The sequence below is a fragment of the Acidimicrobiales bacterium genome, from assembly GCA_040219085.1.
Classification (GTDB): Bacteria; Actinomycetota; Acidimicrobiia; order Acidimicrobiales; family JAVJTC01; genus JAVJTC01.
The window spans coordinates 1-25682 of sequence record JAVJTC010000015.1 but is presented as its reverse complement, the minus strand read 5'-3'; the positions used below and the strand labels follow the sequence as shown (position 1 = coordinate 25682).

Annotated in this window: 30 protein-coding genes and 1 pseudogene; all 31 read left to right on the top strand. The window is 69.3% G+C overall.

Annotated elements, in window-relative coordinates; all coding sequences use genetic code 11:
• On the top strand, window positions 1-500 hold a 500-nt coding region (locus RIE08_06500), incomplete at its 5' end, for a preprotein translocase subunit SecY (GenBank protein ID MEQ8717243.1).
• Window positions 497-1093 (top strand): adenylate kinase, encoded by a 597-nt coding sequence (locus tag RIE08_06495; GenBank protein MEQ8717242.1) that lies wholly within the window; start codon window positions 497-499, stop codon window positions 1091-1093. The genes RIE08_06500 and RIE08_06495, both read left to right, overlap by 4 nt.
• A gap of 198 nt (window positions 1094-1291) precedes the next feature.
• On the top strand, window positions 1292-1516 hold the full coding sequence (infA, locus tag RIE08_06490) for a translation initiation factor IF-1 (GenBank protein MEQ8717241.1): 225 nt from the start codon (window positions 1292-1294) through the stop codon (window positions 1514-1516).
• A gap of 20 nt (window positions 1517-1536) precedes the next feature.
• Entirely contained in the window at window positions 1537-1650 is a 114-nt protein-coding gene (gene rpmJ, locus RIE08_06485) for a 50S ribosomal protein L36 (GenBank protein ID MEQ8717240.1), read from the top strand.
• On the top strand, window positions 1651-2031 hold the full coding sequence (rpsM, locus tag RIE08_06480) for a 30S ribosomal protein S13 (GenBank protein MEQ8717239.1): 381 nt from the start codon (window positions 1651-1653) through the stop codon (window positions 2029-2031).
• Window positions 2031-2429, top strand: a complete 399-nt coding sequence (rpsK, locus tag RIE08_06475; protein ID MEQ8717238.1) for a 30S ribosomal protein S11 — start codon at window positions 2031-2033, stop codon at window positions 2427-2429. Before rpsM ends, rpsK begins: the two co-directional genes overlap by 1 nt.
• A pseudogene (rpsD, locus tag RIE08_06470) lies at window positions 2429-3046 on the top strand (30S ribosomal protein S4). Before rpsK ends, rpsD begins: the two are co-directional and overlap by 1 nt.
• Window positions 3047-3136: 90 nt before the next feature.
• A complete protein-coding gene (locus RIE08_06465) occupies window positions 3137-4075 on the top strand; it encodes a DNA-directed RNA polymerase subunit alpha (protein MEQ8717237.1) in 939 nt (312 codons plus the stop codon).
• A gap of 10 nt (window positions 4076-4085) precedes the next feature.
• Complete coding sequence (gene rplQ, locus RIE08_06460; protein ID MEQ8717236.1) at window positions 4086-4439, top strand: 50S ribosomal protein L17; 354 nt, start codon at window positions 4086-4088, stop codon at window positions 4437-4439.
• 18 nt (window positions 4440-4457) lie between these two features.
• Window positions 4458-5222, top strand: coding sequence for a tRNA pseudouridine(38-40) synthase TruA (gene truA / locus RIE08_06455; GenBank protein ID MEQ8717235.1), 765 nt, complete (start codon window positions 4458-4460; stop codon window positions 5220-5222).
• 144 nt (window positions 5223-5366) lie between these two features.
• Window positions 5367-5816 carry a 50S ribosomal protein L13 gene (gene rplM / locus RIE08_06450; protein ID MEQ8717234.1) on the top strand — a complete coding sequence of 150 codons (450 nt, stop codon included), beginning with the start codon at window positions 5367-5369 and terminating at the stop codon, window positions 5814-5816.
• Between the two features lie 17 nt (window positions 5817-5833).
• The gene (gene rpsI / locus RIE08_06445) at window positions 5834-6229 is read left to right on the top strand and encodes a 30S ribosomal protein S9 (GenBank protein MEQ8717233.1); all 396 of its coding nucleotides are present in this window, start codon (window positions 5834-5836) and stop codon (window positions 6227-6229) included.
• A 41-nt stretch (window positions 6230-6270) separates the two neighbouring features.
• Window positions 6271-7590 (top strand): hypothetical protein, encoded by a 1320-nt coding sequence (locus RIE08_06440; GenBank protein MEQ8717232.1) that lies wholly within the window; start codon window positions 6271-6273, stop codon window positions 7588-7590.
• Between the two features lie 93 nt (window positions 7591-7683).
• Window positions 7684-11130, top strand: a complete 3447-nt coding sequence (locus RIE08_06435) for an SIS domain-containing protein (protein ID MEQ8717231.1) — start codon at window positions 7684-7686, stop codon at window positions 11128-11130.
• Window positions 11131-11158: 28 nt separating this feature from the next.
• A complete protein-coding gene (locus tag RIE08_06430) occupies window positions 11159-11524 on the top strand; it encodes a holo-ACP synthase (GenBank protein MEQ8717230.1) in 366 nt (121 codons plus the stop codon).
• Window positions 11521-12906, top strand: coding sequence for an NAD(P)H-hydrate dehydratase (locus tag RIE08_06425; GenBank protein ID MEQ8717229.1), 1386 nt, complete (start codon window positions 11521-11523; stop codon window positions 12904-12906). Before RIE08_06430 ends, RIE08_06425 begins: the two co-directional genes overlap by 4 nt.
• Window positions 12906-14030 carry an alanine racemase gene (gene alr, locus RIE08_06420; protein MEQ8717228.1) on the top strand — a complete coding sequence of 375 codons (1125 nt, stop codon included), beginning with the start codon at window positions 12906-12908 and terminating at the stop codon, window positions 14028-14030. Before RIE08_06425 ends, alr begins: the two co-directional genes overlap by 1 nt.
• On the top strand, window positions 14027-15172 hold the full coding sequence (locus tag RIE08_06415; protein ID MEQ8717227.1) for a DUF3524 domain-containing protein: 1146 nt from the start codon (window positions 14027-14029) through the stop codon (window positions 15170-15172). The genes alr and RIE08_06415 overlap by 4 nt, the downstream gene beginning before the upstream one ends.
• A gap of 9 nt (window positions 15173-15181) precedes the next feature.
• The gene (locus tag RIE08_06410; protein ID MEQ8717226.1) at window positions 15182-16060 is read left to right on the top strand and encodes a P1 family peptidase; all 879 of its coding nucleotides are present in this window, start codon (window positions 15182-15184) and stop codon (window positions 16058-16060) included.
• 47 nt (window positions 16061-16107) lie between these two features.
• Window positions 16108-16674 carry a uracil-DNA glycosylase gene (locus tag RIE08_06405; protein MEQ8717225.1) on the top strand — a complete coding sequence of 189 codons (567 nt, stop codon included), beginning with the start codon at window positions 16108-16110 and terminating at the stop codon, window positions 16672-16674.
• Entirely contained in the window at window positions 16671-17168 is a 498-nt protein-coding gene (tsaE, locus tag RIE08_06400) for a tRNA (adenosine(37)-N6)-threonylcarbamoyltransferase complex ATPase subunit type 1 TsaE (GenBank protein ID MEQ8717224.1), read from the top strand. Before RIE08_06405 ends, tsaE begins: the two co-directional genes overlap by 4 nt.
• Window positions 17162-17863: a tRNA (adenosine(37)-N6)-threonylcarbamoyltransferase complex dimerization subunit type 1 TsaB gene (gene tsaB / locus RIE08_06395; GenBank protein ID MEQ8717223.1), complete on the top strand. Its 702-nt coding sequence runs from the start codon at window positions 17162-17164 to the stop codon at window positions 17861-17863. Before tsaE ends, tsaB begins: the two co-directional genes overlap by 7 nt.
• A 38-nt stretch (window positions 17864-17901) precedes the next feature.
• On the top strand, window positions 17902-18465 hold the full coding sequence (gene rimI, locus RIE08_06390; GenBank protein MEQ8717222.1) for a ribosomal protein S18-alanine N-acetyltransferase: 564 nt from the start codon (window positions 17902-17904) through the stop codon (window positions 18463-18465).
• Entirely contained in the window at window positions 18462-19481 is a 1020-nt protein-coding gene (gene tsaD, locus RIE08_06385) for a tRNA (adenosine(37)-N6)-threonylcarbamoyltransferase complex transferase subunit TsaD (protein MEQ8717221.1), read from the top strand. The genes rimI and tsaD overlap by 4 nt, the downstream gene beginning before the upstream one ends.
• Window positions 19482-19645: 164 nt before the next feature.
• Window positions 19646-20956, top strand: coding sequence for a hypothetical protein (locus RIE08_06380; protein MEQ8717220.1), 1311 nt, complete (start codon window positions 19646-19648; stop codon window positions 20954-20956).
• A 269-nt stretch (window positions 20957-21225) separates the two neighbouring features.
• Window positions 21226-21516 carry a co-chaperone GroES gene (gene groES / locus RIE08_06375; protein MEQ8717219.1) on the top strand — a complete coding sequence of 97 codons (291 nt, stop codon included), beginning with the start codon at window positions 21226-21228 and terminating at the stop codon, window positions 21514-21516.
• A gap of 11 nt (window positions 21517-21527) precedes the next feature.
• Window positions 21528-23186, top strand: a complete 1659-nt coding sequence (gene groL, locus RIE08_06370) for a chaperonin GroEL (GenBank protein ID MEQ8717218.1) — start codon at window positions 21528-21530, stop codon at window positions 23184-23186.
• An 85-nt stretch (window positions 23187-23271) separates the two neighbouring features.
• Window positions 23272-23547, top strand: a complete 276-nt coding sequence (locus tag RIE08_06365; protein ID MEQ8717217.1) for a hypothetical protein — start codon at window positions 23272-23274, stop codon at window positions 23545-23547.
• Window positions 23548-23621: 74 nt separating this feature from the next.
• Entirely contained in the window at window positions 23622-24248 is a 627-nt protein-coding gene (locus tag RIE08_06360) for a CoA pyrophosphatase (protein ID MEQ8717216.1), read from the top strand.
• Between the two features lie 68 nt (window positions 24249-24316).
• Window positions 24317-25480 (top strand): GuaB3 family IMP dehydrogenase-related protein, encoded by a 1164-nt coding sequence (locus RIE08_06355; GenBank protein MEQ8717215.1) that lies wholly within the window; start codon window positions 24317-24319, stop codon window positions 25478-25480.
• Between the two features lie 16 nt (window positions 25481-25496).
• Window positions 25497-25682, top strand: a 186-nt coding sequence (locus RIE08_06350; GenBank protein MEQ8717214.1) for a GMP synthase (glutamine-hydrolyzing), incomplete at its 3' end; no start/stop codon positions are given.

Sequence of the window (25682 nt, the reverse complement as noted above, 5' to 3'; positions counted from 1 at the left end):
CGATCATCTTCGCCAGCTCGGTGCTCTACCTGCCTCAGCTGATCGCAGTGGTCCTTCCCAACGACGGGTGGGGTGAGAGCGTGCAGCGTTGGGTGGACAACAACCTCGTCCAGTTCGACAGCCCCGTCTACCTCATCGTGTTCGGGCTGTTGATCGTCGGCTTCTCCTACTTCTACACCGCCATCACCTTCGACCCGGTGAAGCAGGCCGACCAGATCCGCAAGAACGGCGGCTTCATCCCCGGTATCCGTCCCGGCCCTCAGACCGAGCGCTACCTCGCCAAGATCCTCAACCGCCTGACCTTCCCGGGCGCCATCTTCATCGCCGTCGTGGCGCTCATCCCCGCTGTGATCCTCGGCCAGATCCTGCCGTCGAACACCGGTGGCGCCTTCAGCTTCACCGGCATCTCGATCCTCATCGCCGTCGGCGTCGGCCTCGAGACAATGAAGCAGATCGACAGCCAGCTCATGATGCGCAACTACGAGGGCTTCCTGAAGTGACCGACCCGGGCGAGCCACGCCGCGGGAACTCTCCGACCGTTGTCATTCTCGGCCGTCAGGGGTCGGGCAAGGGCACCCAGAGTGCGCTCATCGTCGACGTATTCGGTCTGGTGCACGTGTCGACCGGGGACATGTTGCGCGCGGCGGTCACCGGTGAGACCGAACTCGGCCGACGCGCGGGTGAGCTCATGGAACGGGGCGAGCTCGTTCCCGACGACGTCATGTGTGGGATCGTCGCCGACCGTCTGGCCCGAGACGACATCGTGACGAACGGAGTCCTGCTCGACGGATTCCCCCGGACGGCTCCCCAGGCCGACGAACTCGAATCGATCACCGCCGGGACCGGTGGGATCGACATCGCCCTGAATCTCGAGGTCCCGGTTGCGGAGGTGACCCGGCGGATGCTCGAGCGGGGTCGCTCCGACGACAGCCGGGAGGCGATTCAGCGCCGTCTCCACCTCTACGAGGAGCAGACATCGCCCCTGATCGAATGGTTCTCGGAGCGCGATCTGCTCACCGTCGTCGACGGCATGGGGACCACGGACGAGGTCTTCGCCCGGATCCGCAGCGTCCTGGAGGACGTTCTGGACTGATCGCGACCGCCCCCGACGCGGTGTCGGGGTTGGGGCTGGGACGATGTAGTCGGTAGCCTCATATGTTGGCTTGCTGCGAGTCGCATCGACACGCGTGCCGAGCCGGAGCCACATCGCCTTTTCCGGGTGATGTGGTGCAAGGGTTCCGAGCGGTGGCCGCCGCCCGGAATCGGAGACAGATTGTTGGAGGACCGACCCCTGGCGAAACCGAAGTCTGACGCCATAGTCATGGAAGGGACCGTTCTCGAGTCCCTTCCCAACGCAATGTTCAAGGTCGAGCTCGACAACGGCCACGAGGTACTGGCCCACATCTCCGGGAAGATGAGGATGCACTACATCCGCATCCTGCCGGGGGACCGGGTCCAGGTCGAGCTCACCCCTTACGACCTCCAACGGGGTCGCATCACCTACCGCTACAAGTAGCACGCCAACCAGGGATTCCAATGAAGGTTCGACCCAGCGTCAAGCAGATGTGCGACAAGTGCCGGATCATCCGGCGTGACGGTCGCGTCCGCGTCATCTGCTCCAATCCGCGACATAAGCAGAGGCAGGGCTAGATGGCACGCATCGCCGGTGTCGACATCCCGCGCGACAAGCGCAGCGTGGTGTCGCTCACCTACATCTTCGGCATCGGAACGACGAAGGCCAGCGAGATCTGCGAGGCCACCGAGATCGACCCCAACACGAGGGTGCGTGATCTCACCGAGCAGGAGGTCGCCCGTCTGCGGGCGTATCTCGAAGGCAACTTCAAGGTCGAAGGTGACCTGCGCCGTGAGGTCAGCCAGGACATCAAGCGCAAGATGGAGATCGGCAGCTACCAGGGCATCCGACACCGTCGTGGGCTGCCCGTGCGTGGTCAGCGCACCCATACGAACGCCCGGACCCGCAAGGGCCCGAAGAAGACCGTGGCCGGCAAGAAGAAGGTGCTGAAGAAGTAATGGCGAACAAACCAGCCGGTCAGCGCCGGCCCCGCCGTCGGGAACGCAAGAACATCACCCACGGCGTCGCGCACATCAAGAGTTCCTTCAACAACACGATCGTGTCGATCAGCGACCGCCAGGGCAACGTCTTGTCCTGGGCGTCGGCCGGCAACGTCGGCTTCAAGGGCTCCCGCAAGTCCACTCCCTACGCCGCTCAGATGGCCGCCGAGCAGGCGGGTCGTCGGGCCATGGAACACGGCGTCCGCAAGGTCGACGTCGAGGTCCGCGGACCGGGATCGGGTCGAGAGACCGCGATCCGTTCGTTGCAGAACCTCGGCCTCGAGGTGACCGGTATCAAAGACGTCACGCCCGTGCCCCACAACGGCTGCCGTCCACCCAAGCGACGGAGGGTCTGATGTCCCGTTACACAGGACCGAAGGCACGCGTGTCGCGTCGCCTCGGCACCAACATCTGGGGAACCCGGGCAGAGACGGTCGCACTCGACAAGCGTCCGTACCCGCCGGGCGAGCACGGCCGTACCCGTCGCCGCGGTTCGGTGTCGGAGTACCTGCTCCAGCTCCAGGAGAAGCAGAAGGCCCGCTTCACCTACGGTCTTAACGAGCGGCAGTTCCGCAACCTCTACGCCGAGGCGAGCCGTCGCCCCGGTGTCACCGGTGAGAACATGCTGCAGCTCCTCGAGTTGCGTCTCGACAACGTCGTGTACCGCGCGGATTGAACGGCCACCCGCACCCAGGCCCGCCAGTTCGTCAACCACGGGCACGTCGACGTCAACGGTCGACGCGTCGACATCTGCAGCTACCGCAGCCGCGCCGGCGACGTCGTGTCACTGCGTGCGAAGTCCCGCGAGATGGTCGTCGTCCAGTGGAACCTCGACACCCTCGACCGGACCCCTCCGGCGTGGCTCGAGACCCAGGACGACGGTTGGGCCGTGCACGTGCGTGACGCCCCGATCCGCGACCAGATCGACGTCCCAATCCGCGAACAGCTCATCGTCGAGCTCTACTCCAAGTAGCCGCTTCCCGGCCCCCGCGGCCACACACCCGGCGGGTTCGCCCGCCGAAGAAGTCCCACGCCCACGGCCTGATCACGAGGTACCCAAGAGATGCTCGTCATCCAGCGACCCACCGTCGAAGCAGTCACCGACGAGGAGGGCTCGCGCCAGCAGTTCGCCATCAGCCCCCTCGAGCCCGGATTCGGGCACACGATCGGCAACTCGCTGCGACGCACCCTTCTGTCGTCGATCCCCGGCGCCGCCATCACCCAGGTTCGTTTCGACGACGCCCTGCATGAGTTCGACACGATCGGCGGTGTCGTCGAGGACGTCACCGACATCATCTTGAACCTCAAGGACGTCGTCGTGCGGTCCCACTCCGAGGACCCCGTGGTGCTGCGTCTCGATGTGAAGGGTCCCGGTACGGCCACGGCGGCCGACCTGCAGGAGAACCCCGAGATCGAGATCATCAACCCGCAGCTCCACATCGCCGAGCTCAACTCGAAGGGCCGGCTGGCCTTCGAGGTGACGATCGAGCGGGGCCGCGGCTACAAGCCCGGTGAGTCCGACCCGACGCAGACGACCATCGGCGTGATTCCCGTTGACGCGATCTTCTCGCCGGTGAGCCGCGTCTCCTTCGAGGTGGAGCCCACCCGCGTCGAGCAGTCGAGCGAGTACGACCGCATGGTCCTCGACATCACGACGGACGGCTCGATCACACCTCGCGACGCCCTGGCATCGGCCGGGTCCACGCTGCGTTCCCTCGTGCAGCTCATCGAGGAGATGAGTGAAGAGGCCGAGGGCCTCCAGCTCGGCGACATCCCCGGTGCGGCGAGCGGCTCACCGGACCTGGACCTGCCGATCGAGGACCTCGACCTGTCCGAGCGTCCCCGCAACTGCCTCAAGCGCGCCCAGGTCAACACGGTCGGCGAACTCCTCGTCAAGAGCGAGGACGAACTGCTCGCCATCACGAACTTCGGCCAGAAGTCACTCGATGAGGTCATCGCCAAGCTCGACGAGCGCGGCCTTGAACTGACGAGTCGAGACTGAGGAAGATCCCATGCCTGCCACTCCCAAGAAGGGCCGTCGCTTCGGCGGCAGCGCCCAGCATCAGCGCCTCATGATGGCCAACCTCGTCGCGAGCCTCATCGCGGCCGAGGGAATCGTCACCACGGAGGCCAAGGCCAAGGCCCTGCGCCCGGTCGCCGAGAAGATCATCACAAAGGCACGCAAGGGTGGTCTCCACAACCACCGCCAGATCATCTCGTTCCTGAACGACACCGAGATCGCGGACAAGCTGATCGAGGAGATCGGGCCGCGTTACGCGGACCGCTCCGGCGGCTACACCCGCATTCTCAAGCTCGGGCCGCGCTACGGCGACGCCGCGCCGATGGCGCGTATCGAGCTGGTCTGATCAGCCCGCGGTCGTGCCGTGCGACTGCGGCTCGTCGTCGCCTACGACGGCACCGACTTCTCCGGGTTCGCGACGTCACCGGGCTTCCGCACGGTCGCGGGTGAGATCACGAATGCTCTCGAGCGGATCTCGGGCGATTCCGTCGCGCTGACCTGTGCCGGGCGTACCGACGCGGGCGTGCACGCCAGCGGCCAGGTCGTGACCGTCGACGTCGAGGCGCCATCGCTGTCGGCCGGGGACCTCGGACACAGGATCGACCGCATGGTCGGTCCCGAGGTCTCGATCCTGTCCGCGGACGAGGTGGGGTCCGACTTCGACGCCCGTCGATCGGCGCGGATGCGCAGGTATCGCTACACGATCCTCAACCGAGCTGCGGGTGACCCGCTCCTGAGGCGCACCACCTGGCACGTGCGGTCTCCGGTGCTCGATCTCGAGGCGATGACCGAGGCGGCGCGTGCACTGGTCGGCACCCACGACTTCTCGTCGTTCTGTCGGCGCATCGTCGTGCGCACCGACGGGGGTGGTCGGCGCGAACTCGACCGCACCCGCGAGGTCCTAGAGACGGCGTGGATCGACCTGGGTGACGATCTGATCCGTTTCGACGTCGGTGCACGCTCCTTTTGTCAGCAGATGGTCCGTTCCGTGGTCGGAAGCCTCGTGACGGTCGGCTCCGGGACGCAGCCCCCGGAGTGGTTCGTCGAGCTGCTCGCCGCTCGTGACCGCAACACCGCGGGGCCGGTGGCTCCACCTCAGGGTCTGTGTCTGTGGGAGGTCGTGTACTGATCGCGCCCCGATGGTGCCGGTGCTCGTACCCGCGGCGGTTGTCGCGCGGGTCGGGTGACCGTATCGTTGTGGGTCGCCCCCGGACGGGGCGTGTCGCCCTGTCCGGATTCGCATTCGCTCTGTGACCACCCGAGAGGTTCGCCCGTGCGGACGTACAGCCCAAAGGCCAGCGAGATCGACCGCTCCTGGTACGTCGTCGACGCTGAAGGCATGGTCCTCGGCCGACTCGCCACGGAGGTCGCACGGATCCTGCGCGGCAAGCACAAGCCGACCTTCACCCCCCACCTCGACACCGGTGACCACGTCATCATCGTCAACGCCGACAAGGTCGTGTTGACCTCCGACAAGGCCGATCGCAAGCAGGTCTGGTCGCACTCGGGTTACCCGGGTGGTATCTCCTCGACGACGTACGCCGAACTGCTGCGCAGGAAGCCGGCGGAGGCCGTGCGCGCAACCGTCCGCGGCATGGTCCCCAAGAACCGTCTGGGTCGTCAGATGGTCCGCAAGCTCAAGGTCTACGCCGGGCCGACCCATCCCCATGAGGCCCAGAAGCCCGAACCGATCACATTCGATCACGCCCGCGCCCGGGCCTGATCGTCACAGGAGCTCCGATGTCGCATCCCCCTCTCGTCCAGGCCACCGGTCGTCGCAAGCGCGCGGTCGCACGGGTCCGCTTCCGTCTCGGTGACGGCCAGATCACGGTCAACTCCCGCCCTCTCTCGGACTACTTTCCGTCGAAGGCACACGCGGAGTCGATCGTGGAGCCCCTGACCCTGACCGAGACCGACAAGGCCTACGACATCGACGTCACCCTTCACGGCGGCGGACTCAACGGCCAGGCCGGCGCCATGCGTCTCGGTATCGCCCGTGGTCTGATCGACATGGACCCCGAGCTGCGTCCCGCCCTGAAGCGGGCGGGCTTCCTGCGGCGTGACGATCGCAAGAAGGAATCCAAGAAGTACGGCCTCAAGAAGGCCCGTAAGGCCCCTCAGTACTCGAAGCGCTGACCGGCGGCTCGTCCGAGCCCACCGATATCAGGTATCGCCCCGTGCGTTTCGGCACCGACGGTCTGCGTGGCCCCGCTCCCGGGACCCTCAGCGCAGCCGTCGCCGCATCCCTCGGCCACGCCGTCGCCACGACGTTCGACGCGACGCGTGTGTTCGTCGGCCGTGACACCCGCGAGTCGGGCCCGTTGCTCGTTGCGGGCGTCGCCCGTGGTTGCGCGGCTGCGGGCGCCCTGGTCGCCGATCTCGGCGTCGCGCCCACCCCCGCCGTCGCCTTCGCCGCCGAGCACGGCGGGGCACCGGGGATCGTCGTGTCGGCGTCGCACAACCCGTGGTACGACAACGGGCTCAAGGTGTTCGCCCCGGGCGGCAGGAAGCTGACCGGCGCGCAACAGGACACGATCGAGTCAGCTCTGCGAACGGCTGCGCCGGCGGCCACCGGCTCGGGCGCGATGGTCGCGACCCGCGACGCCGGCGACGCCGTGGAGCGCTGGGCGGCGCATGTCGGGGCGTCGATCGAAGGCCGCTCGCTCGAAGGCCTCTCCGTGGTGGTCGACACCGGGCACGGCGCCGCCTACGCCGTAGCGGGCCCCGTGCTGACGGGCCTGGGCGCGACGGTCGCCGTGATCAACGCGGCACCCGACGGTCGCAACATCAACGACGCATGCGGTTCGACGGACCTCGGGCCCCTCGCCGCAGCGGTCCGCGCCGCGGGGGCGGACCTCGGCCTGGCCTTCGACGGCGACGCCGACCGGGTCCTGGCGGTCGACCATCGTGGCCATCCGGTGGACGGGGACGCGATCATCGCGATCTGCGCGCTCGACCGACACCGGCGTGGATGTCCCCGATCCGACGGCGTGGTCGTGACGGTGATGGCCAATCTCGGCTTCCGCCGTGCCATGGCCGACAACGGGATCGAAGTGGTGGAGACGCCGGTGGGGGACCGCCACGTGCTCGAGGCGCTTGCCCGGACGGGACTGGTGCTGGGTGGCGAGCAGTCCGGCCACGTCGTGTTCTCCGACTACGCCACGACCGGCGACGGCCTGCTCACCGGCGTGCAGCTCCTCGACGTTCTCGCGCGTGCGCGGCGCCCGCTCGCCGAGGTCGTCGACGTGTCGTTGACGCGGTTCCCTCAGGTCCTCGTGAGCGTGCCGGTCGACGGTGACGCCGCCGACGCGGTCGCGCGTATTGCCGCTGACATCGCCGCCGCGGAGGCCGATCTCGGTGCGGAAGGTCGGGTCCTCGTTCGGCCATCGGGGACCGAACCGGTCGTGCGGGTCATGGCCGAGGCCGACACCGACGGCCGTGCGCGCGCTGCGGTGCAACGACTCGTGGACGCGCTCACGCCGGAGGAATCGTCGTGATGAGCGTCGTCGGCCCTGTGGGTGGCGGAACCTAGACTGGTCGAACTCGTCGGGCGGTATGCCCAGGCGCCCCGTCGGAAGGACTCCTCGGAGATGTGCGGGATCATCGGAATCGTCCGGCGGCGCTCCCACCGGACGCCACCCGAGCTGACCGGGCTGGTGGCTGCGCTCGGTGAAGTCGCAGCGAGCATCGCGGCGCCGTTCGGAACCGATGACGTCGGTCGGCTGGGGAGGGCGGCCGAGAGCCTGCGCTCAGTCTCCGTCGAGATGAGCGGCCCCCCCGGTGTGGCCGCCGGACTGAGCGACGCATCCGGTCTGGCGGCGCTGCGGGCCGCAGCGGCCTCGGTCGACGACGCGATCGCGATGATGGACGCCGCCCTCGACGGCGACGGGCTGGATCCCGCGACGGTCGCCGCGGTCGCGGCACCGGTCCTGGCGATTCGCGATGCCGCTTGGACCCTGGGCCGCGATCGTCTGCGGGCGGTGGACGGCGTCGCCGACCTGCTCGGCGGCGCGGAGCCGACAGTCGCGTCGGTCGAGGCGTACATGTCCATCCATCAGGCGCTGTCGGGGTTGGACCGTCTCGAGGTGCGCGGCCGGGATTCGGCCGGCATCCACGTCATCGTGCGCCGTCACGCTCTGGATCTGAGCGACCCGGCCACCGCGGACCGTGTCGCCGCCCGCTCCGCCGACCCGCTCTTCCGGACCGGGTCGGTCCGGGTGGGCGACCGCAGCGTCGCGTTCGTCTACAAGGCGGCTGCAGAGATCGGCGAGCTCGGTGACAACACAGCGGTCCTGCGGGCTGCGATCCGCTCGGATGAACTGCTCGCCGCTGCCCTCGCAACGCCCGACGCCGCGGCGACGGTTCTCGGACACACCCGCTGGGCGAGCGTCGGAATCATCTCGGAGGCGAACGCCCATCCGCTGGAGTCGTCCCGGCGTGACGACCCCGCCGCCCCCTTCGTCGCGGCGGCACTGAACGGCGACGTCGACAACCACCTCGAGCTCGCCGTCGAACACGGGTTGCGGTTCGCCGACGGGATCACGACCGATGCGAAGGTGATCCCCGCCCTCGTGGCGAACGGCCTCGTGTCGGGTCAGGCTCTCGACGAGTCCTTCCGGTCGACGGTGTCGTCCTTCGACGGGTCGGTGGCCATCGCCGCGACGAGCGACGCCCGTCCCGACGCGTTGCACCTGGCTCTACGCGGCAGCGGTCAGGCTCTCTACGTCGGCCTCGGTGAGGACCAGTTCATCGTGGCGAGCGAGCCGTACGGCGTCATCGAGGAGACCGCCCGGTACCTCCGCCTCGACGGCGAGACGCCGGCCAACCCCGACAACCCGACGGCGAGCCGGGGGCAGATGGTCGTCCTCGCCGCCGACGGCGCCGGGACCATCGACGGACTCGAGCGGATCTCCTATGACGGGACGGCGCTGCCGGTCGCCGAGGGGGAGATCGTCACCGCGGAGATCACGACGCGTGACATCGACCGTGGCGACCATCCCCACTTCCTTCTGAAGGAGGTCAGCGAGGCACCGTCGTCGTTCCGCAAGACCCTGCGCGGTCGCCTGGTCGGCGCCGACGACGATCTGCGGGTCGAGTTGAGCGACGACACGCTCCCCCCGGAGCTGCGCGCCCGCCTGCGCGCGGGCGGGATCACGCGGGTGAGCGTGATCGGTCAGGGCACGGCTGCCGTCGCCGGGCAGGGCGTCGCCGATGCGATCCGTACCGAGTTGGCCGGTCTCGACGTCATGGTCGAGGCGCTGCCGGCAACGGAGTTGTCGGGATTCGAGATGCGTCCGGACATGTCCGACACGCTGGTCGTGGCGATCAGCCAGTCCGGCACCACGACCGACACCAACCGAACCGTGGACCTCGTGCGGGCGCGGGGCGGAACCGTCGTCGCCATCGTCAACCGCCGCAACAGCGACCTGGTCGACAAGTCCGACGGTGTCCTGTACACATCCGACGGGCGCGACGTGGAGATGAGCGTGGCGTCGACCAAGGCCTTCTACTCTCAGATCGCCGCGGGCCTGCTTCTGGCATGCGCGCTCGCCGACGAGATGCGCCCGGACCCGACCGCGCGCGAGCGGCAGGCCCGCCAGAGGCTCCTCAGCGCGGTGCGCGGGCTGCCCGAAGCGTTGACGGCGACGCTGTCGCTGCGTGAACACATCGGCCGGATCGCCCACCGCGTCGCTCCCGGTCGTCGCTACTGGGCGTTGGTCGGCAACGGCCGCAACCAGGTCGCGGCGCGTGAGGTCAGAATCAAGCTCTCGGAGCTCTGCTACAAGTCCATCGCGTGTGACACCACCGAGGACAAGAAGCACATCGACCTCTCCTCGGAACCGATGATCATCGTCTGCGCCGCCGGACTCAGCGGTTCGACGCTCGACGACGTCGTGAAGGAGGTCGCGATCTACGGAGCTCACAAGGCCGCCCCGGTCGTGATCGGTCCCGACGACGAGCGCTTCGCCGCCGTCGCCGACGTGATCCCGCTTCCCGATGTCGAGCCGCGGGTCGCGTTCGTTCTGGCGGCGATGGCCGGGCACCTGTTCGGCTACGAGGCCGCGCTCGCGATCGACGCCCTCGCTCAGCCCCTGCGCCAGTCCCGCTCACTGGTGGAGGCCACCCTCGACGCCGAACCCGGCCTGTCCGGCGATGAACTCCTGCGCCGGGTCGTGGACGGTCTGCGTGACCACGCCTCGGTCTTCTTCGGCCGGCTGCGCGCGGGGGACTACAACGGCACCCTCGAGGCGTCCACGGCCACCCGGCTCGCATCCATGTACCGCTACGCGGTGGGCGTCATCCCTCTCGACGCCTACCAGGTCGACCACGGGGAGATCGGCACGCCGGCCGTCGTGGTCGAGGAGTTGATGCGGGCGGCGTCGGCGGCCATCGACGAACTGACGCGACCGATCGACGCGATCAAGCATCAGGCCAAGACCGTCACCGTCGGGATCAGCCGTGGCGACGAGGCCCTCGTGCAGGTCCCGCTCGTCGCCGCGGTCCTGGAGGCCGGGTCGCCCCGCGATCAGCTCAGCTACGCGTCGCTGCGCACCCTGGCGGAGCTCGACCCGGCGATCACAGAGGTCGTCGGGTTCACCCGCTATTCCATCGACGGTGACGCCGCTGTCGACGACGCCCGGATCGCCATTGTCGACCGCGGCGGAATCTCGGCCGGCCTGCGTTCACGGGTGGATCACGACCCGGTCCTGCGAGGCACGAAGCACCGGGTCGCCTTCGACCAGGACGTGCACGTCACCCAGGGCCGGCGTGACGGGAGGTCCATCATTCTCGTCCCAGAGGTGAAGGACCGCCAGACGGTCGGACTGACGATCATGCACGTCGAGTTCACCGACCGGCTGGCACCGGCGGTCGCAGCGGGTGTGCTGCGGGGCTACGACCGGCGTCTGTCCCGGTTGCGCGACGCGGTCACCGAGACGGAGCCGGACTTCGACGAGAGCGTCCTGGGTGAGGTGCCGGTCCTCGATCTGCTCGTGGATCCGGTGTCCGAGCTGGCCGACCGGTGGCGGGACCGGTGACCGCCCCCGTACCCGTGGCTCCGGGTCGATGATCGGCATCGGCACGGACCTCGTCGACGTCGCCCGGTTCCGGCGGATGATCGAGCGCCGTCCCGGTCTCGTGGACCGACTCTTCGGCCCGGCCGAGCGTGAGGCGATGGCCCTTCGCAGCGACCCGGCGACAGGTTTCGCAGCCCGATTCGCCGCGAAGGAGGCGACGATGAAGGCGCTCGGCGTCGGGCTCGGCGCCTTCGACTTCGCGGAGGTCGAGGTCATCCGGACCCCCTCCGGTGCGCCGGAGCTGCGACTGCACGGGCGTGCCGCCGCCCTGGCGGACGGCGCCGGTGTCGTGCGCTGGCACGTGAGTCTGAGCCACGTCGACAGCGTGGCGAGCGCGGTGGTGGTCGCGGAATGATCCCGGTCGTCACGCCCGCCCAGATGACGGCGATCGATGCCGCTGCTCCCGAGACGGTCGACGAGCTGGTCGCCCGGGCCGGTGCGGCGGTCGCCCGTGTCGCCCGGGAGATGCTAGGCGGCCACTACGGCCGACGTGTGGTCGTCATCGCCGGTCCGGGCAACAACGGCCGCGACGGGGAGGTCGCCGCCGAACTTCTGGCGCGGCGTGGTGCAGCGGTCGGGATCGTGGCGGCCACCGACCCCCCCGCGCGCCTCGCGCCGTGCGATCTCGTGATCGACGCCGCTTTCGGTACCGGACTCGCCCGTCCTTGGCACCCACCGCACCTGGCGCCGGGGACCCCGGTCCTGGCCGTCGACACGCCCTCGGGTGTCGACGGTCTCACTGGTGACGCGGCCGGTAGCCCGCTCGCGGCCGATGTGACCGTCACGTTCGCCGCGCTCAAGCCCGGCCTTCTGTTCGGGGCCGGCCGCTCGCTCAGCGGCGAGGTACGGGTGGCCGATATCGGCCTCGATGTCGGCGGTGCCGACACCCACCTCATCGAGTTGGCCGACGTCGCGGCCGGCTGGCCCCGCCGTGCCGTGGACACCCACAAGTGGCGTTCCGCGTGCTGGGTCGTGGGTGGATCTCCCAACATGACCGGTGCCGCCTACATGGCCGCGGCCGCTGCGGCGCGGTCCGGCGCGGGGTACGTGCGGCTCAGCGTGCCGGGTCTGGAGGCCCCCGGCGGGCCTGTGGAGGCGGTGGGCCATCCGCTCGACGAAGGCGAGTGGGCGCCGGAGGTCCTCGCTGGTCTCGACCGGTTCGCCGCGCTCGTCATCGGCCCCGGTCTCGGTTCGGGTCGCCACGACGCGGAGGCCGTCCGGCGTGCCGTCGCCGACGCTCCCGTGCCGGTCGTGGTGGACGGTGACGGACTGGGTGCGCTGGGCGACAAGGCGCTCACCGTTCTCGCCGGCCGGTCTGCGGCCACCGTGCTCACGCCCCATGACGCCGAGTTCGCCCGGCTGACGGGTCACGCGCCCGGCGACGACCGCATCGCCGCGGCTCGCCGTCTGGCATCGGAGACGGGTGCTCATGTCCTCCTCAAGGGCCCGACCACCGTGGTTGCCGCGCCGGGCGGGGCGGTGCGTCTGAGCGTGGCCGGCGACAGTCGCCTCGCCACAGCCGGGACCGGCGATGTGCTCTCGGGGATGATCGGTGGACTCCTCGCGGCCGGAGCCGACGCCCTTACCGCGGCGTCCCTCGCCGCGGTCGTTCACGGTCATGCGGCGACCATGGGACCGTCGTCGGGACTGATCGCGTCGGATCTCCCCGGGCTCGTCGCGCTGGTACTCGACGAGCTGGTGCCCGCGCCGCGTGGTGTGCACGTGGAGCGGATCTGATGCGGCCCACCGTCGCCACGGTCGACCTCGGTGCGATCGCCCACAACGTCGCGGCTCTCGCCGAGCGCGCCGGCGACGCCATCTTCTGTGCGGTGGTCAAGGCGGACGCCTACGGGCACGGAGCCGTGGCGTCGGCCCGCACGGCGGTCGAGGCGGGCGCGCAGTGGTTGGCGGTCGCGCTCGTCGAGGAGGGCGTCGAACTGCGCCGGGCGGGTCTCGACGTGCCGATTCTGTTGCTGTCGGAGCCCCGACCTCCCGAGATGATCGAAGTGGTGGAGCACGACCTCCGGCCGACGGTCTACAGCGGCGAGGGTTTCGCCGCGGCGGCTGCTGCCGCCGCCGGTCGCGGTGAGCGCCTGGCGGTCCACCTGAAGGTCGACACCGGCATGCACAGGGTGGGGGCGCGTCCTGAGGACGTGGCGATGCTCGCCCGTGCCATCGTCGACAAGCCGGCCCTGGACCTCGAGGGGCTCTGGACCCACTGTGCGCTCGCGGACGAGCCGGAGAGGGACACGACCGACCGTCAGATCGACCTCTTCGACGCGGTGCTCGCCGAGCTCGCGGACGAGGGCATCGTCCCGCCGATCACCCACGTCGGCAACTCGGCGGTGCTGCTGGCTCACCCGCGCGGTCTGCGTGACCTCGTGCGGGTGGGCATCGCCGTGTACGGGCTCCCGCCGGTCCGTGGCTTCGACGGCGGGGTGGACCTGCAGCCGGCCATGAGGCTCACGTCCGCCGTGTCGATGGTCAAGGTCGTCGCGGCGGGCGAGGGTGTCAGCTACGGCCTGCGTCACACGTTCTCGAGGGACACGGTGGTGGCGACCGTTCCGATCGGATACGCGGACGGCGTGCGGCGCAGCTATTCGCGCTTCGGCGGCCAGGTGCTGATTCGGGGACGGCGCCGTCCGGTGGTCGGCGTCGTCACGATGGACCAGCTGATGGTCGACTGCGGCCCGCCGGGGGATCCCGCGGCCGACGCCGTGGCCACGGCGGACGAGGTGGTTCTGATCGGCGAGCAGGACGGCGAGACGATCGGAGCGGTCGACGTCGCGGAGGTGTTGGGGTCGATCGCGTACGAGGTGGTCTGTGACGTGGGTCGCCGGGTCCGACGCGTCTACAGGTGAGCGAGACGGGCGGGGCGGACCGTCTGACGATCCTCGTGGCAGAGGGTTGGTTCGGCGGGTCCCACCGCCAGTGGGCCCTCGGCTGGGCGGCTGCGAGCGCGCACGATGTCCGTCTGGTCACGCTGCCGGCGGCGCGCTGGAAGTGGCGGCTCCGGGCCGGTGCGGTCCGTCTCGCCGAGGCCGTTCGAGCCGACATCGCAGCCAACGGACGTCCGGACCTGCTGGTTGTCTCGTCGATGGTCGACGCGGCGTCGCTGGTGGGAATCGCACGCCGTGAGCTCCGCGGCGTGCCGATGGTGGGGTACCTGCACGAGAACCAACTCACCCAGCCGCGCGCCCCCGGGCAGAACGTCGACGAGGGTCTCGCGCTCACCCAGTGGCGTTCGATGGTCGCGGCCGATGAGGTGTGGTTCAACAGTGCCTTCCACCGCGACGACCTGCTCGGTGCGCTACCGGGCCTTCTGAACCGCGACCGGGTGGGGGAGTCCCAGGGGGACCTCCTCGCCGACGTGGCCGGGCGGTGCCGGGTCGTGCCCCTCGGGGTGGACACGGCCGACCTCGTGGCCGTGCACCGTCCGGTGCGCCGGGGTCCTCCGGTCGTGGTCTTCAACCACCGGATCGCCCACGACAAGGATCCGGGGGCGGTTCTCGACGCGCTGGCCACGGTGGCCGGGCATGGCGTCGACTTCGAACTCGTCGTCACAGGGGAGGGCCTCGGTTCGGCACCGTCGCATGTCCGGCGTGGGCTCGCTGCGCTCGGGGAGCGGGTGCGGGCGACGGGCCATCTCGACCGCGCCGACTATCTCCGGCTGCTGTGTGAGGTCGACGTCGTGGTGTCCGCCGCGCGCCACGAGTTCTTCGGTGTAGCGGTCGTCGAGGCGGTGGCCGCGGGAGCGGTGCCCGTCCTGCCCGACCGTCTGAGCTACCCGGAGGTGATACCCGACCGGTTCCACGATGTGGTCCTGCACCCCGACGGCGCACTGGGGGAGAGGCTCGCGTCGGTGCTGGGCGACATCGACGGTGCCCGTCGTCGCACGGCGGGACTGCGCGAGGCGATGCTCGACCACGACTGGCGGGTCCGCGGTCCCGCCCACGACGAGGCGGCGCGGACCGTGACGGTGGCGTCGGGTCGACCGAACTAGGTTGCGGAGGTGGTCACCACGATCGCCGACGTGAGGGTCGGACATCACACCGATCCGGTTGCGGCGACCGGTTGCACCGTCATCGTCGTGCCGCCCGGCACCGTCGCCTCCGGCGAGGTCCGCGGCGGCGCACCGGCCACCCGGGAGTTCGCGCTCCTGGACCCGGCGGCGACTGTCGACACCGTCGACGCGGTTGTTCTCACCGGCGGCTCCGCCTTCGGCCTGGCCTGCGCCGACGGTGTGGTGGCGGCCCTCGAGGCGGCCGGCCGTGGCTTCCCGACTCCGGCCGGGCGCGTGCCGATCGTCGTGGCCATGGGCCTCTACGACCTCCTGGTCGGGGACCCCTCGGTGCGTCCCGGGCCGGCGGAGGGGCAGGCGGCAACGCTGGCCGCGCTCGGCCCGTCGGGATCCGCGCCACCCGGTGACGGGGCCGTCGGCGCCGGGACCGGCGCCACGGTCGGCAAGTGGCGCGGTGCCACGGCGGTGAGACCCGGGGGACTCGGGACCGCCACCGTCAGCGCCGGCGGCGTCACCGTCGCCGCGACGATCGCCGTCAACGCCGGAGGCGATCTCGACGACGGGGTCACCGTCGCTGCGATCCGCGACGGTTCCTTCGTCGCCCCGGCGGACGATCCGGGCATGCGGATGGGCAACACGACGATCGGGTGCATCGTGACCGATGCGAAGCTCGACGCCGCCGAGTGTCACGCGGTCGCGCGCAGTGGCCACGACGGGCTCGCGCGCGCTCTGATCCCCGTCCACACGGCTCTCGACGGCGACGCTCTCGTGGCGGCGGCCACCGGTCGGGTGGATGCGCCCGTGTCGCTGGTGCGGCTGCTGGCCGTGGTTGCCGTGGCGGACGCCGTCGCGGCAGCTGTCGCAAGGTGATCACGCCGCCGGGCCGGGGCGGGGGAGGCGCCGGTACGCTTCAGCGCGTGTCCACCGCGCTCGCCGACGTCGCATCCGAGGCTTCGACCTGCACGCGCTGTGGTCTCGCCGACGGGCGCACCCGGGTCGTGTTCGGGATGGGAGACCCGGGAGCGGATCTCATGTTCGTCGGTGAGGGGCCCGGCGCCAACGAGGATCGCGAGGGCCTGCCCTTCGTGGGCCGGTCCGGAAAGTTGCTCGACCGCCTGATGGCCGAGGAGATGGGGCTGGACCGGACGTCGTGCTACATCGCCAACGTGGTCAAGTGCCGCCCGCCCGGGAACCGGGACCCCCGGCCGGAGGAGATCGCGGCGTGTCGCCCGTGGCTCGAGACCCAGGTGGACCTCATCGCGCCCAGCGTCATCGTCACGCTGGGGAACTTCGCGTCGAAGCTCCTGCTCGAGACGAAGACGGGCATCACCCGCTTGCGCGGCAGGACCTATCCGTTCCCGACCGCACGGGGCGACATCACCCTGGTGCCCACGTTCCATCCCGCCGCCGTGTTGCGCGGCGGCGGCGAGCAGATGGCCGCCATGCGCGCGGACCTCGTGAGGGCGAAGCAGGCGATGTCGTGATCGCGGTTCGAACCGCGTCAGCCGACGAGACCCGGGCGGTCGCCGAGGCGCTCGCCGCACTCGTGGGCCCCGGCGACGTCGTCCTGCTGTCCGGTGACCTCGGCGCGGGCAAGACCACCTTCACCCAGGGCCTCGGCCGCGGCCTCGGGATCGAGGCCCGGATCACGAGCCCCACGTTCACGTTGGCCCGCGAATACAGCGGTCGGGTCATGTTGCACCACCTCGACGTGTACCGCCTCGAGCAACTCGCCGAGGTCCTGGACCTCGGTCTGCCCGAGCTGCTCGACAGCGGCGGGGTCGTCGTCGTCGAGTGGGGCGATTCCATCCGACCTGTCCTCCCGGCCGACTTCCTCGAGGTCCGGCTCCTCTTCGTCGACGACGGTTCCGACGACGAGCGTGTCTTCGAGTTCCGCGGTGTCGGGTCATCGTGGTCGGCGAGGGGTCGTGCCCTGGCGGGTGCGCTGTCGAGTTGGACCGAGGGGGAACCGTGCTGATCCTGGGAATCGAGAGCGCCACCCAGCAGGTCGGGTGTGCCATCGGTGGCCACGAGGGGGTTCTCGCCTCGGCGCACTCCTGTCGGGCGCGCCGCCACGCCGAGACGCTCGCGCCCCAGATCGACTTCGTCCGCACGCAGGCCCGGGTCGACCTGTCCGAGATAAGTGTCGTCGCCGTGGATCTCGGGCCGGGCCTCTACACGGGTCTGCGGGTCGGGATCGCAACGGCGACGGCGATGGCCTATGCGCTGGGTGTCCCGATGATCGGGGTGCCGAGCCTGGACCTCGTCGCCCATCCGGTGCGGTTCACCAACCGCCTGATCGTGGCGGCCCTCGACGCGCGCCGCGGCGAGGTCTTCTACGCGTTCTACCGCCAGGTGCCCGGAGGGGTGCAGCGGGTCACGGGCCACCGGGTGGCCTCACCGGAGGATCTCGCGTCGGAACTGGTCGCGTCCGGTGAGGAGATCCTGCTCGTCGGTGACGGTGCGCTGCGCCACAGCGATGTCTTCGAGGGCATCGCCCGGGTGGAGATCGCCGAACAGGGACTCGCCTACCCCACCGCCGGCTCGCTCGTGCAGTTGGCGCACGCCCGGGCACTGCGCGAGGACTTCGTCAAGCCGTGGGAACTCCGGCCGCTGTATCTGCGGCTGCCCGATGCCGAGCCCGATGCCTGGGCCACCCGGAACGCGCCGTGACCGTGTCGGTGTCCGCGTCGGCGCCGACGATTCGGCCGATGCGTCGCGCCGATCTACCCGTGGTCCGAACGATCGATGCACAGGCCTACGGCGACGCGTGGTCGCGCGAGACGTGGCTGGCCGAGATCGGTGAGAGGCCGGACCGTGTGCATCTCGTGGCCGAGGTCGACGGCCGCATCGTCGGTCACGGCGGTTCGATGCTCGTCCTCGCCGACGTCCACATCACGACTGTCGCGGTCGAGGCTGCCTGGCATCGCAGGGGTGTGGCCCGGCGACTCGTGACGGCGTTGCTCGTGGCGGCGCGTGCGTCGGCGGCTTCGGCGGCCACTCTCGAGGTGCGTGCTTCGAACGCCGCGGCCATCTCGCTGTACCGCTCTTTCGGATTCGCGCCGGTGGGCGCGCGCCGCAACTACTACCCCGACCCCGGCGGTGGGCACGAGGACGCCATCGTCATGTGGCTGTTGGATCTCGACGGGGACGAGGTCGCCCGCCGTCTGGTGGCGATGGCGGCGCCGGACGAAATGGGACGAGACGGGGTGGAGCCTGCCGCTGTCGCGGTGGCGGGTCCGATGCAGACAGGTCGCCGGGAGGATGGCACATGAACGAATCGGTGAAGGTCGTGCTGGGGATCGAGACGTCGTGTGACGAGACCGCGGCAGCGGTCGTGTCCGAGGCGTCGTCGGTCCTGTCGTCGGTCGTGTCGAGCCAGGTGGACCTCCACGCCCGCTACGGCGGAGTCGTGCCGGAGGTGGCGAGTCGCGCCCACGTCGAGTTGCTGACGCCGGTGGTGGCGCAGGCTCTGGTGGAGGCCGGTGTCACCGACGCCGGAGAGGGCATCGACGCCGTGGCGGCCACCTACGGGCCCGGCCTAATCGGTTCGCTGCTCGTCGGGGTGAGCGCCGCCAAGGCCCTCGCGCTGGTGTGGGACGTCCCCTATGTCGCGGTGAACCATCTCGAAGCGCACCTGTACGGAGCCTTTCTGGAGGAGCCCTCGATCGAGTTGCCGATCGTCGTGCTGTTGGTCTCGGGCGGACACACGATGCTCGTCGAGATGCGCGACCACGGTGACTACACGGTGCTCGGCGAGACGCTCGACGACGCGGCGGGCGAGGCCTTCGACAAGGTCGCCCGCTTCATGGGCCTCGGCTACCCGGGCGGTCCGGTGATCGACCGCCTCGCGCTCGAGGGCTCGCGCGACGCCGTGCGGTTCCCGCGCGCGCTGATGGACGAGGGACTGGACTTCTCCTTCAGCGGGGTGAAGACCGCCGTGGTCAACCACATCCGACGCTCCGACGATGACGCGGATCCCGCCGACGTGGCGGCCTCGTTCCAGGCGGCCGTGGTGGATGTGCTGGTCACCAAGGCGCGCCGCGCCGCGGCGCAGGTCGGAGCGAAGGGGCTCTGCCTCGCCGGTGGGGTCGCCGCCAACTCGGAGTTGCGCGAGTCCTTCCTCGACGCGTGTGAGTCGGATGGCCTACGCGCGTATCTGCCGAGCCGGGCCATGTGTACCGACAACGCCGCGATGGTGGCGGCCGCGGGTTGGTGGCGTCTACGGGCCGACGGATCCACGCCTCTCGATGTCGGCGCGGACCCCTCGCTGGGTCTCGGCGCGCGGTGACCCCAGGTTGCCGAGGGTCGAAGCCGCCGTTATGGTCTGACACTCGTAAGGCAAGAGGGATGCTTGCCGTTGCCCCGCGCGACGGTCTATGTTGTCCCGTTGAAGTTTGAAGTCGGGCGGTGAGACACTCACCGCCGTCTACTCGGAGAGAGGAATAGGTAGTGATGAAGAGACTATTGGTGGCAATCGCCGCTGTCGGTCTGCTTGCGAGCGCATTTGCGTTCTTCGCCAGCCCGGCATCTGCGAACCCGACATCTGTGACCTTCGACGCGAATCTAGGAGACGTCACCGTCACAGTGACCCCGCTCAACAACTGCGATCCGCCGGACGACGAGGGCCAGGTGGACTCGCCCGCCGGCCTGAGCTTCAACGTTCTGACGATCGACGAGGAAACCCTCGGCCTTTCGGACGAGTGCAACTACACGGCGACCGTCAGCCATCCCGGCTGTGAGACGCAGGCTCGGATCGATCCGTCGCCCGCAAACGACGCCAACGACAACATCGCCAATGTCCCGGATCTCTACGCACCGGGTGAGGCGGCGTCGTTCACGATCGGTGACGAGGCCGGTTTCGACATGATGTTCGGCGAAGAGGCGAACATCTTCGTAACTGGTACTTGCGCCTCGACCGCGGAACACGATCTCTACAAGAACGTGCCGATCGCCGATGCGGACGTATTCTCGCTGACGACCTTCACGTTCCTCGTGACCCCGTCGGAGACCTACCCCGCCACCTGCACCCAGGCGTCCCTCGAGATCACCGGTGACGGTTCGCCGGCTGTTGTCCTCGAAGACATCGAGGTCGCCGCGAGCGTCCTCGTCAGCAACGATGTCCAGTCCTGCGCCTACGACATCACCGAGATTCCGGTGGACGGCTGGACCAACCAGATCCCGCTGTTCGGCAACACCCAGTTCGAGCAGACCCCGGGCACCATCACCCCGTTCCGCAACGTCTTCGACCCGGTCTCGATCAACGTGACCAAGTCCATGGACCTGGATGACTTCGTCGTCCTCTCGAACATCGACACCGGCCTGCTCAACGAGCGGATCGACTTCTTCATCAGCGCCAGCGACGGTTGTGCGGACACGATCATCAACGTGTTCAACGGCGTGCTGGGTTCCACCGGAACGTTCGTCAACACCTCACCGGCTCAGGTCGAGCTGGCGGGCTTCAACGACAACGTGTTCACCGGTGAAGACGTCCCCGTCGTCGTCGACGGCGAGCCCTGCACCTACGTGGTGGAAGAGCTTGCTGACGCCGACCTCCTCGAGTACTGCGCACCGGTCAACGGTGACACGCAGTCACTCACCTGGGCGCCGGGGCTGACCAGCCTCGACTTCACCTTCCACAACGACTGCGAAGCACCGGCCGAGCCGGAGCCGACCACACCTCCGACCGACGGTTCGCCGACGCCGACGCCTGACGTCGACGACGGTGGCGCTGGCGGACCCGGCGGCCCGAGCTTCGCCGGCTAACACTCTCCTCAGAGAGAACCGACTTCAACGACGGGACCGGCCTTCGGGCCGGTCCCGTTCGTCGTTTTCGGTCCGGTCGCCTGCACCGCGCCAGGCCATGGCCACGGCGGGTTCCGAGCCCGCTTCGCGGCTCCTACACTCGAGAAGGCGGAATTTCCCGGCTCCGACGTTTGCCTCCCGTGTCGGAGCGGCCTATCGTTAGCACTCGCAGCCAGAGAGTGCTAGCTGCTGACGACTGACTTAATGTGTCACTGGGAGGCACGTAACCAATGAATCTGCAGCCCCTCGAGGATCGCATCGTTGTTCGCCCAGGTGAGTCGGAGGAGACCACCGCCAGCGGCCTCGTGATTCCCGACACCGCCAAGGAAAAGCCCCAGCAGGGTGAGGTACTCGCTGTCGGCCCGGGCAAGCGTTCGGACCAGACGGGAGAACTCATTCCGGTCGACGTATCGGTCGGCGACATCGTCGTCTACAGCAAGTACGGCGGCACCGAGATCGCGGTGAAAGGTGAGGACGTTCTGATCCTCTCCGCCCGCGACGTCCTCGCCATCGTCAAGTAGGGACCCCACCAATGTCCAAGATTCTCAAGTTCGACGACAAAGCCCGCCGCGGCCTCGAGGCGGGCGTGAACAAGCTCGCTGACGCCGTCAAGGTCACGCTCGGCCCCAAGGGTCGCAACGTCGTCCTCGACAAGAAGTTCGGCGCACCCACCATCACCAACGACGGTGTCTCCATTGCTCGCGAGATCGAGCTGGAGGACCCGTTCGAGAACATGGGCGCCCAGCTGGTCAAGGAAGTCGCGACCAAGACGAACGACATCGCCGGAGACGGAACCACCACGGCAACCGTGCTCGCACAGGCCCTGGTCCATGAAGGTCTCCGCAACGTCGCTGCCGGCGCCAGCCCGACCGGCCTCAAGCGGGGCATCGAGGCAGCCGTCGCAGCTGCCGTCGAGTCCATCGCCCAGCAGGCCAACGAGATCGACTCCAAGGCCGAGATCGCACAGGTCGCGGCCATCTCCGCAGCTGACACAGCCATCGGTGACGTCCTCGCGGACGCCATCGACAAGGTCGGCAAGGACGGCGTCGTGACGGTCGAGGAGTCCAACACGTTCGGCATGAGTCTCGACTTCGTCGAGGGCATGCAGTTCGACAAGGGCTACCTCTCCCCGTACTTCGTCACCGACCAGGACCGCCAGGAGTCGGTCCTGGAGGATCCGTACATCCTGCTCCTCCAGGGCAAGATCACCTCGGTTCAGGACCTGCTGCCGGTGCTCGAGAAGGTCATGCAGTCCGGCAAGCAGCTGCTGATCATCGCTGAGGACGTCGAGGGCGAGGCCCTCGCGACCCTGGTGGTCAACAAGATCCGTGGCACGTTCAACTCGGCGGCCGTCAAGGCCCCCGGGTTCGGCGAGCGTCGCAAGGCGATGCTCCAGGACATGGCCGTCCTCACCGGCGGCCAGGTCATCGCCGAAGAGGTCGGGCTCAAGCTCGACGCCGTCACGCTTGACCTGCTCGGTCAGGCCCGCAAGGTCGTCATCACCAAGGACAACACCACGATCGTCGAGGGCGCCGGAGAATCCGCCGACGTCGAGGGACGGATCGCACAGATCCGTCGCGAGATCGAAGACACCGACTCGGACTGGGATCGCGAGAAGCTCCAGGAGCGTCTCGCCAAGCTCGCCGGCGGCGTCGCTGTCGTGCAGGTAGGTGCGGCCACGGAGGTCGAGCTCAAGGAGAAGAAGCACCGCATCGAAGATGCTCTCTCCGCCACGCGTGCAGCGATCGAAGAGGGCGTGGTCGCCGGTGGCGGCACTGCTCTCGTCCGCAGCCGCGAGGCCGTGGCCAAGGTGATCGAAAGCCTCGTGGGCGACGAAGCCACGGGCGCCAAGATCGTCTACAAGTCACTCATCGCGCCGGCTCGGCTCATCGCCGACAACGCCGGACACGAGGGCAACGTCATCGTCCGTGAGGTCGAGGCTGCCAGTGGCCCGATGGGCTTCAACGCAGCAACCGGCGAGATGACCGACCTGGTCGCCGCCGGCGTCATCGATCCGGCCATGGTCACCCGTGCGGCGCTGCAGAACGCGGCGTCCATCGCAGCGCTGCTGCTCACGACCGAGGCCCTCATCGCCGACAAGCCCGAGCCCGAGCCCGCCATGGGCGGCGGGGGCGACCCGATGGGCGGTATGGGCGGTATGGGCGGCATGGGCGGCATGGGGATGATGTAGAGCGGTCCCCACCGCACGATGTTCGCACGGAGCCGGGCCTGTGGGCCCGGCTCCGGCGCGTCCGGCCAACGGTAGGCTCGGACACATGGAAGAACGGCTACCAGCAGACCCTGCGAAGCTCGCGAGCACACTGCGGGACTGGCACGCGGGTGACACCCTGCCGGGCCGGGCGATGGCCGACCTCAAGCACGGCGGCCTCGCGGTCCTGCTCCCTTCGTTGGCGGCGGACAATCCGGTACTCGCCGACCCCACGGAGATCTGGTCACAGTGGGAGAGGGCGAAAGCGGGTCCCGTCGCCGTCCTCGAGGCGCTGTGGGCCGCCGACATCGTCGACATCCTCGGTGAGCTCGCACGGGCGTGACTCGCCGGCCCGGACCGCAGCGGATCCCCCGTCCGGCCTCGGCCCGGCCCGGAGCCCCGCCGCCATGGGCCTCATTGCCGCCGTCGGCTCGCTCCGTCGCGTTCGACACGGCGCTCGACCGCATCCACGAGCGCGGCCCCGGCCGCATCATCGAGGACTCACGCGCCGATGTCCGGCCGGCGAACGCCCGCTCGAGCGCCGTCCTCGTGGCTCTCTATGACGCAGGCGGCCCGCACGTCATCTTGACCCGGCGGGCCTCACACCTGCGCAGCCACCGCCACGAGGTGTCGTTTCCCGGCGGCCGCGAGGAGAGTGACGACCGCCACCTCTGGCAGACGGCGCTGCGCGAGGCGTGGGAGGAGATCGCACTACCACCCGAGGCGGTGACGCCCGTGGGGGAACTCGACGGCTTCGTCACCGTGGGCTCGAACGCGCTGGTCCACCCCTATGTGGGCCGACTCGAACGACCGCCGAGGGGACTGCGGGCCGAGCCCGGCGAGGTGGAAGAGATCATCCACGTGTCACTGGCGGAGTTGGCAGCGGACGGCGTCTTCCGCGAGGAGCTGTGGGAGTTCGGCGGCGTCGATCGGCCGGTCTACTTCTTCGACCTCGACGGCGACACGGTGTGGGGCGCGACCGGTGCGATGCTGCGCCAGCTGGTGGGGATCGTGACGGGGACCGACGACACGATCGGGCGCTGAACCGCATCCCATGGGGCCGTGAGGGTCCGGGTAGCATGGCCGTTCCAGGTGGCTCACGGGAGCAGGCAATGGCTGAGATCGAGATCGGGCGAGGCAAGACCGGCCGGCGGGCCTACGGGTTCGACGACATCGCAATCGTGCCTTCACGACGCACACGTGACCCCGAGGACGTCGACATCACCTGGGAGATCGACGCCTACCGCTTCGACCTCCCCCTGATGGCATCGGCGATGGACAGCGTCGTGTCGCCCGCCTCGGCGATCGAGATCGGCCGCCTCGGTGGTCTCGCGGTCCTCAACCTCGAGGGCCTGTGGACCCGCTACGAGGATCCCGACGCCATCCTCGAGGAGATCGCCCGGCTCGAGCCCGACAAGGCCACACTGCGGATGCAGGAGCTCTACGCCGAACCCATCCGCCCCGAGCTGATCGGTGAGCGGATCCGTGAGATCCGCTCCGCCGGCGTGGTGGCGTCGGTCTCGGTGACGCCCCAGCGCACCGGGAGCCTCCTGCCGCACATCCTCGCCGCGGAGGTCGACCTGCTGGTCATCCAGGGAACAGTGGTGACCGCCGAACACAAGTCCAAGACGTCCGAGCCGCTGAACCTGAAGAAGGTCGTGCGTGAGCTCCCGATCCCCGTGATCGTCGGAGGCTGCGCGAGCTACGAGGCCGCACTGCATCTCATGCGTACCGGCGCCGCCGGGGTCCTCGTCGGCGTCGGCCCCGGCCAGGCCTGCACCACCCGCGGCGTCCTCGGTATCGGGGTTCCCCAGGCCACGGCCATCGCTGACGCCCGTGCGGCGCGGATGCGACATCTCGACGAGACCGGCGTCTACGTCCACGTCATCGCGGACGGCGGAATGGGAACCGGCGGTGACATCGCCAAGGCCATCGTCTGCGGTGCCGACGCCGTCATGATCGGGTCGCCGCTCGCCTCGGCTCACGAGTCCCCCGGACGTGGGTGGCACTGGGGGATGGCCACATTCCATCCCACGCTGCCGCGCGGCGCGCGGGTCAAGGTCTCGCCCCGCGGCACACTCGCCGAGGTCCTCGTCGGCCCGGCCCACGAGAACGACGGCCGCCTGAACCTCTTCGGTGGCCTCCGGACCTCGATGGCCACCTGTGGATACGAGACCGTCAAGGAGTTCCAGAAGGCCGAGGTCATGGTTGCGCCCGCGCTGCAGACCGAGGGCAAGTCCCTCCAGCGCGCCCAGGGCGTCGGCATGGGCAACTGAGTCGTCTGTCGCGGCGATGAGCGATGACCGACACCCCGTCCTCGTCGTCGACTTCGGGGCCCAGTACGCGCAGCTGATCGCCCGGCGTGTGCGCGAGGCCCACGTCCACTCCGAGATCGTCCCGCACGACATCACGGCCGAGGAGATCGCCCGCCGCAACCCGAAGGGCGTGATCTTCTCCGGCGGTCCGGCGTCGGTCCAC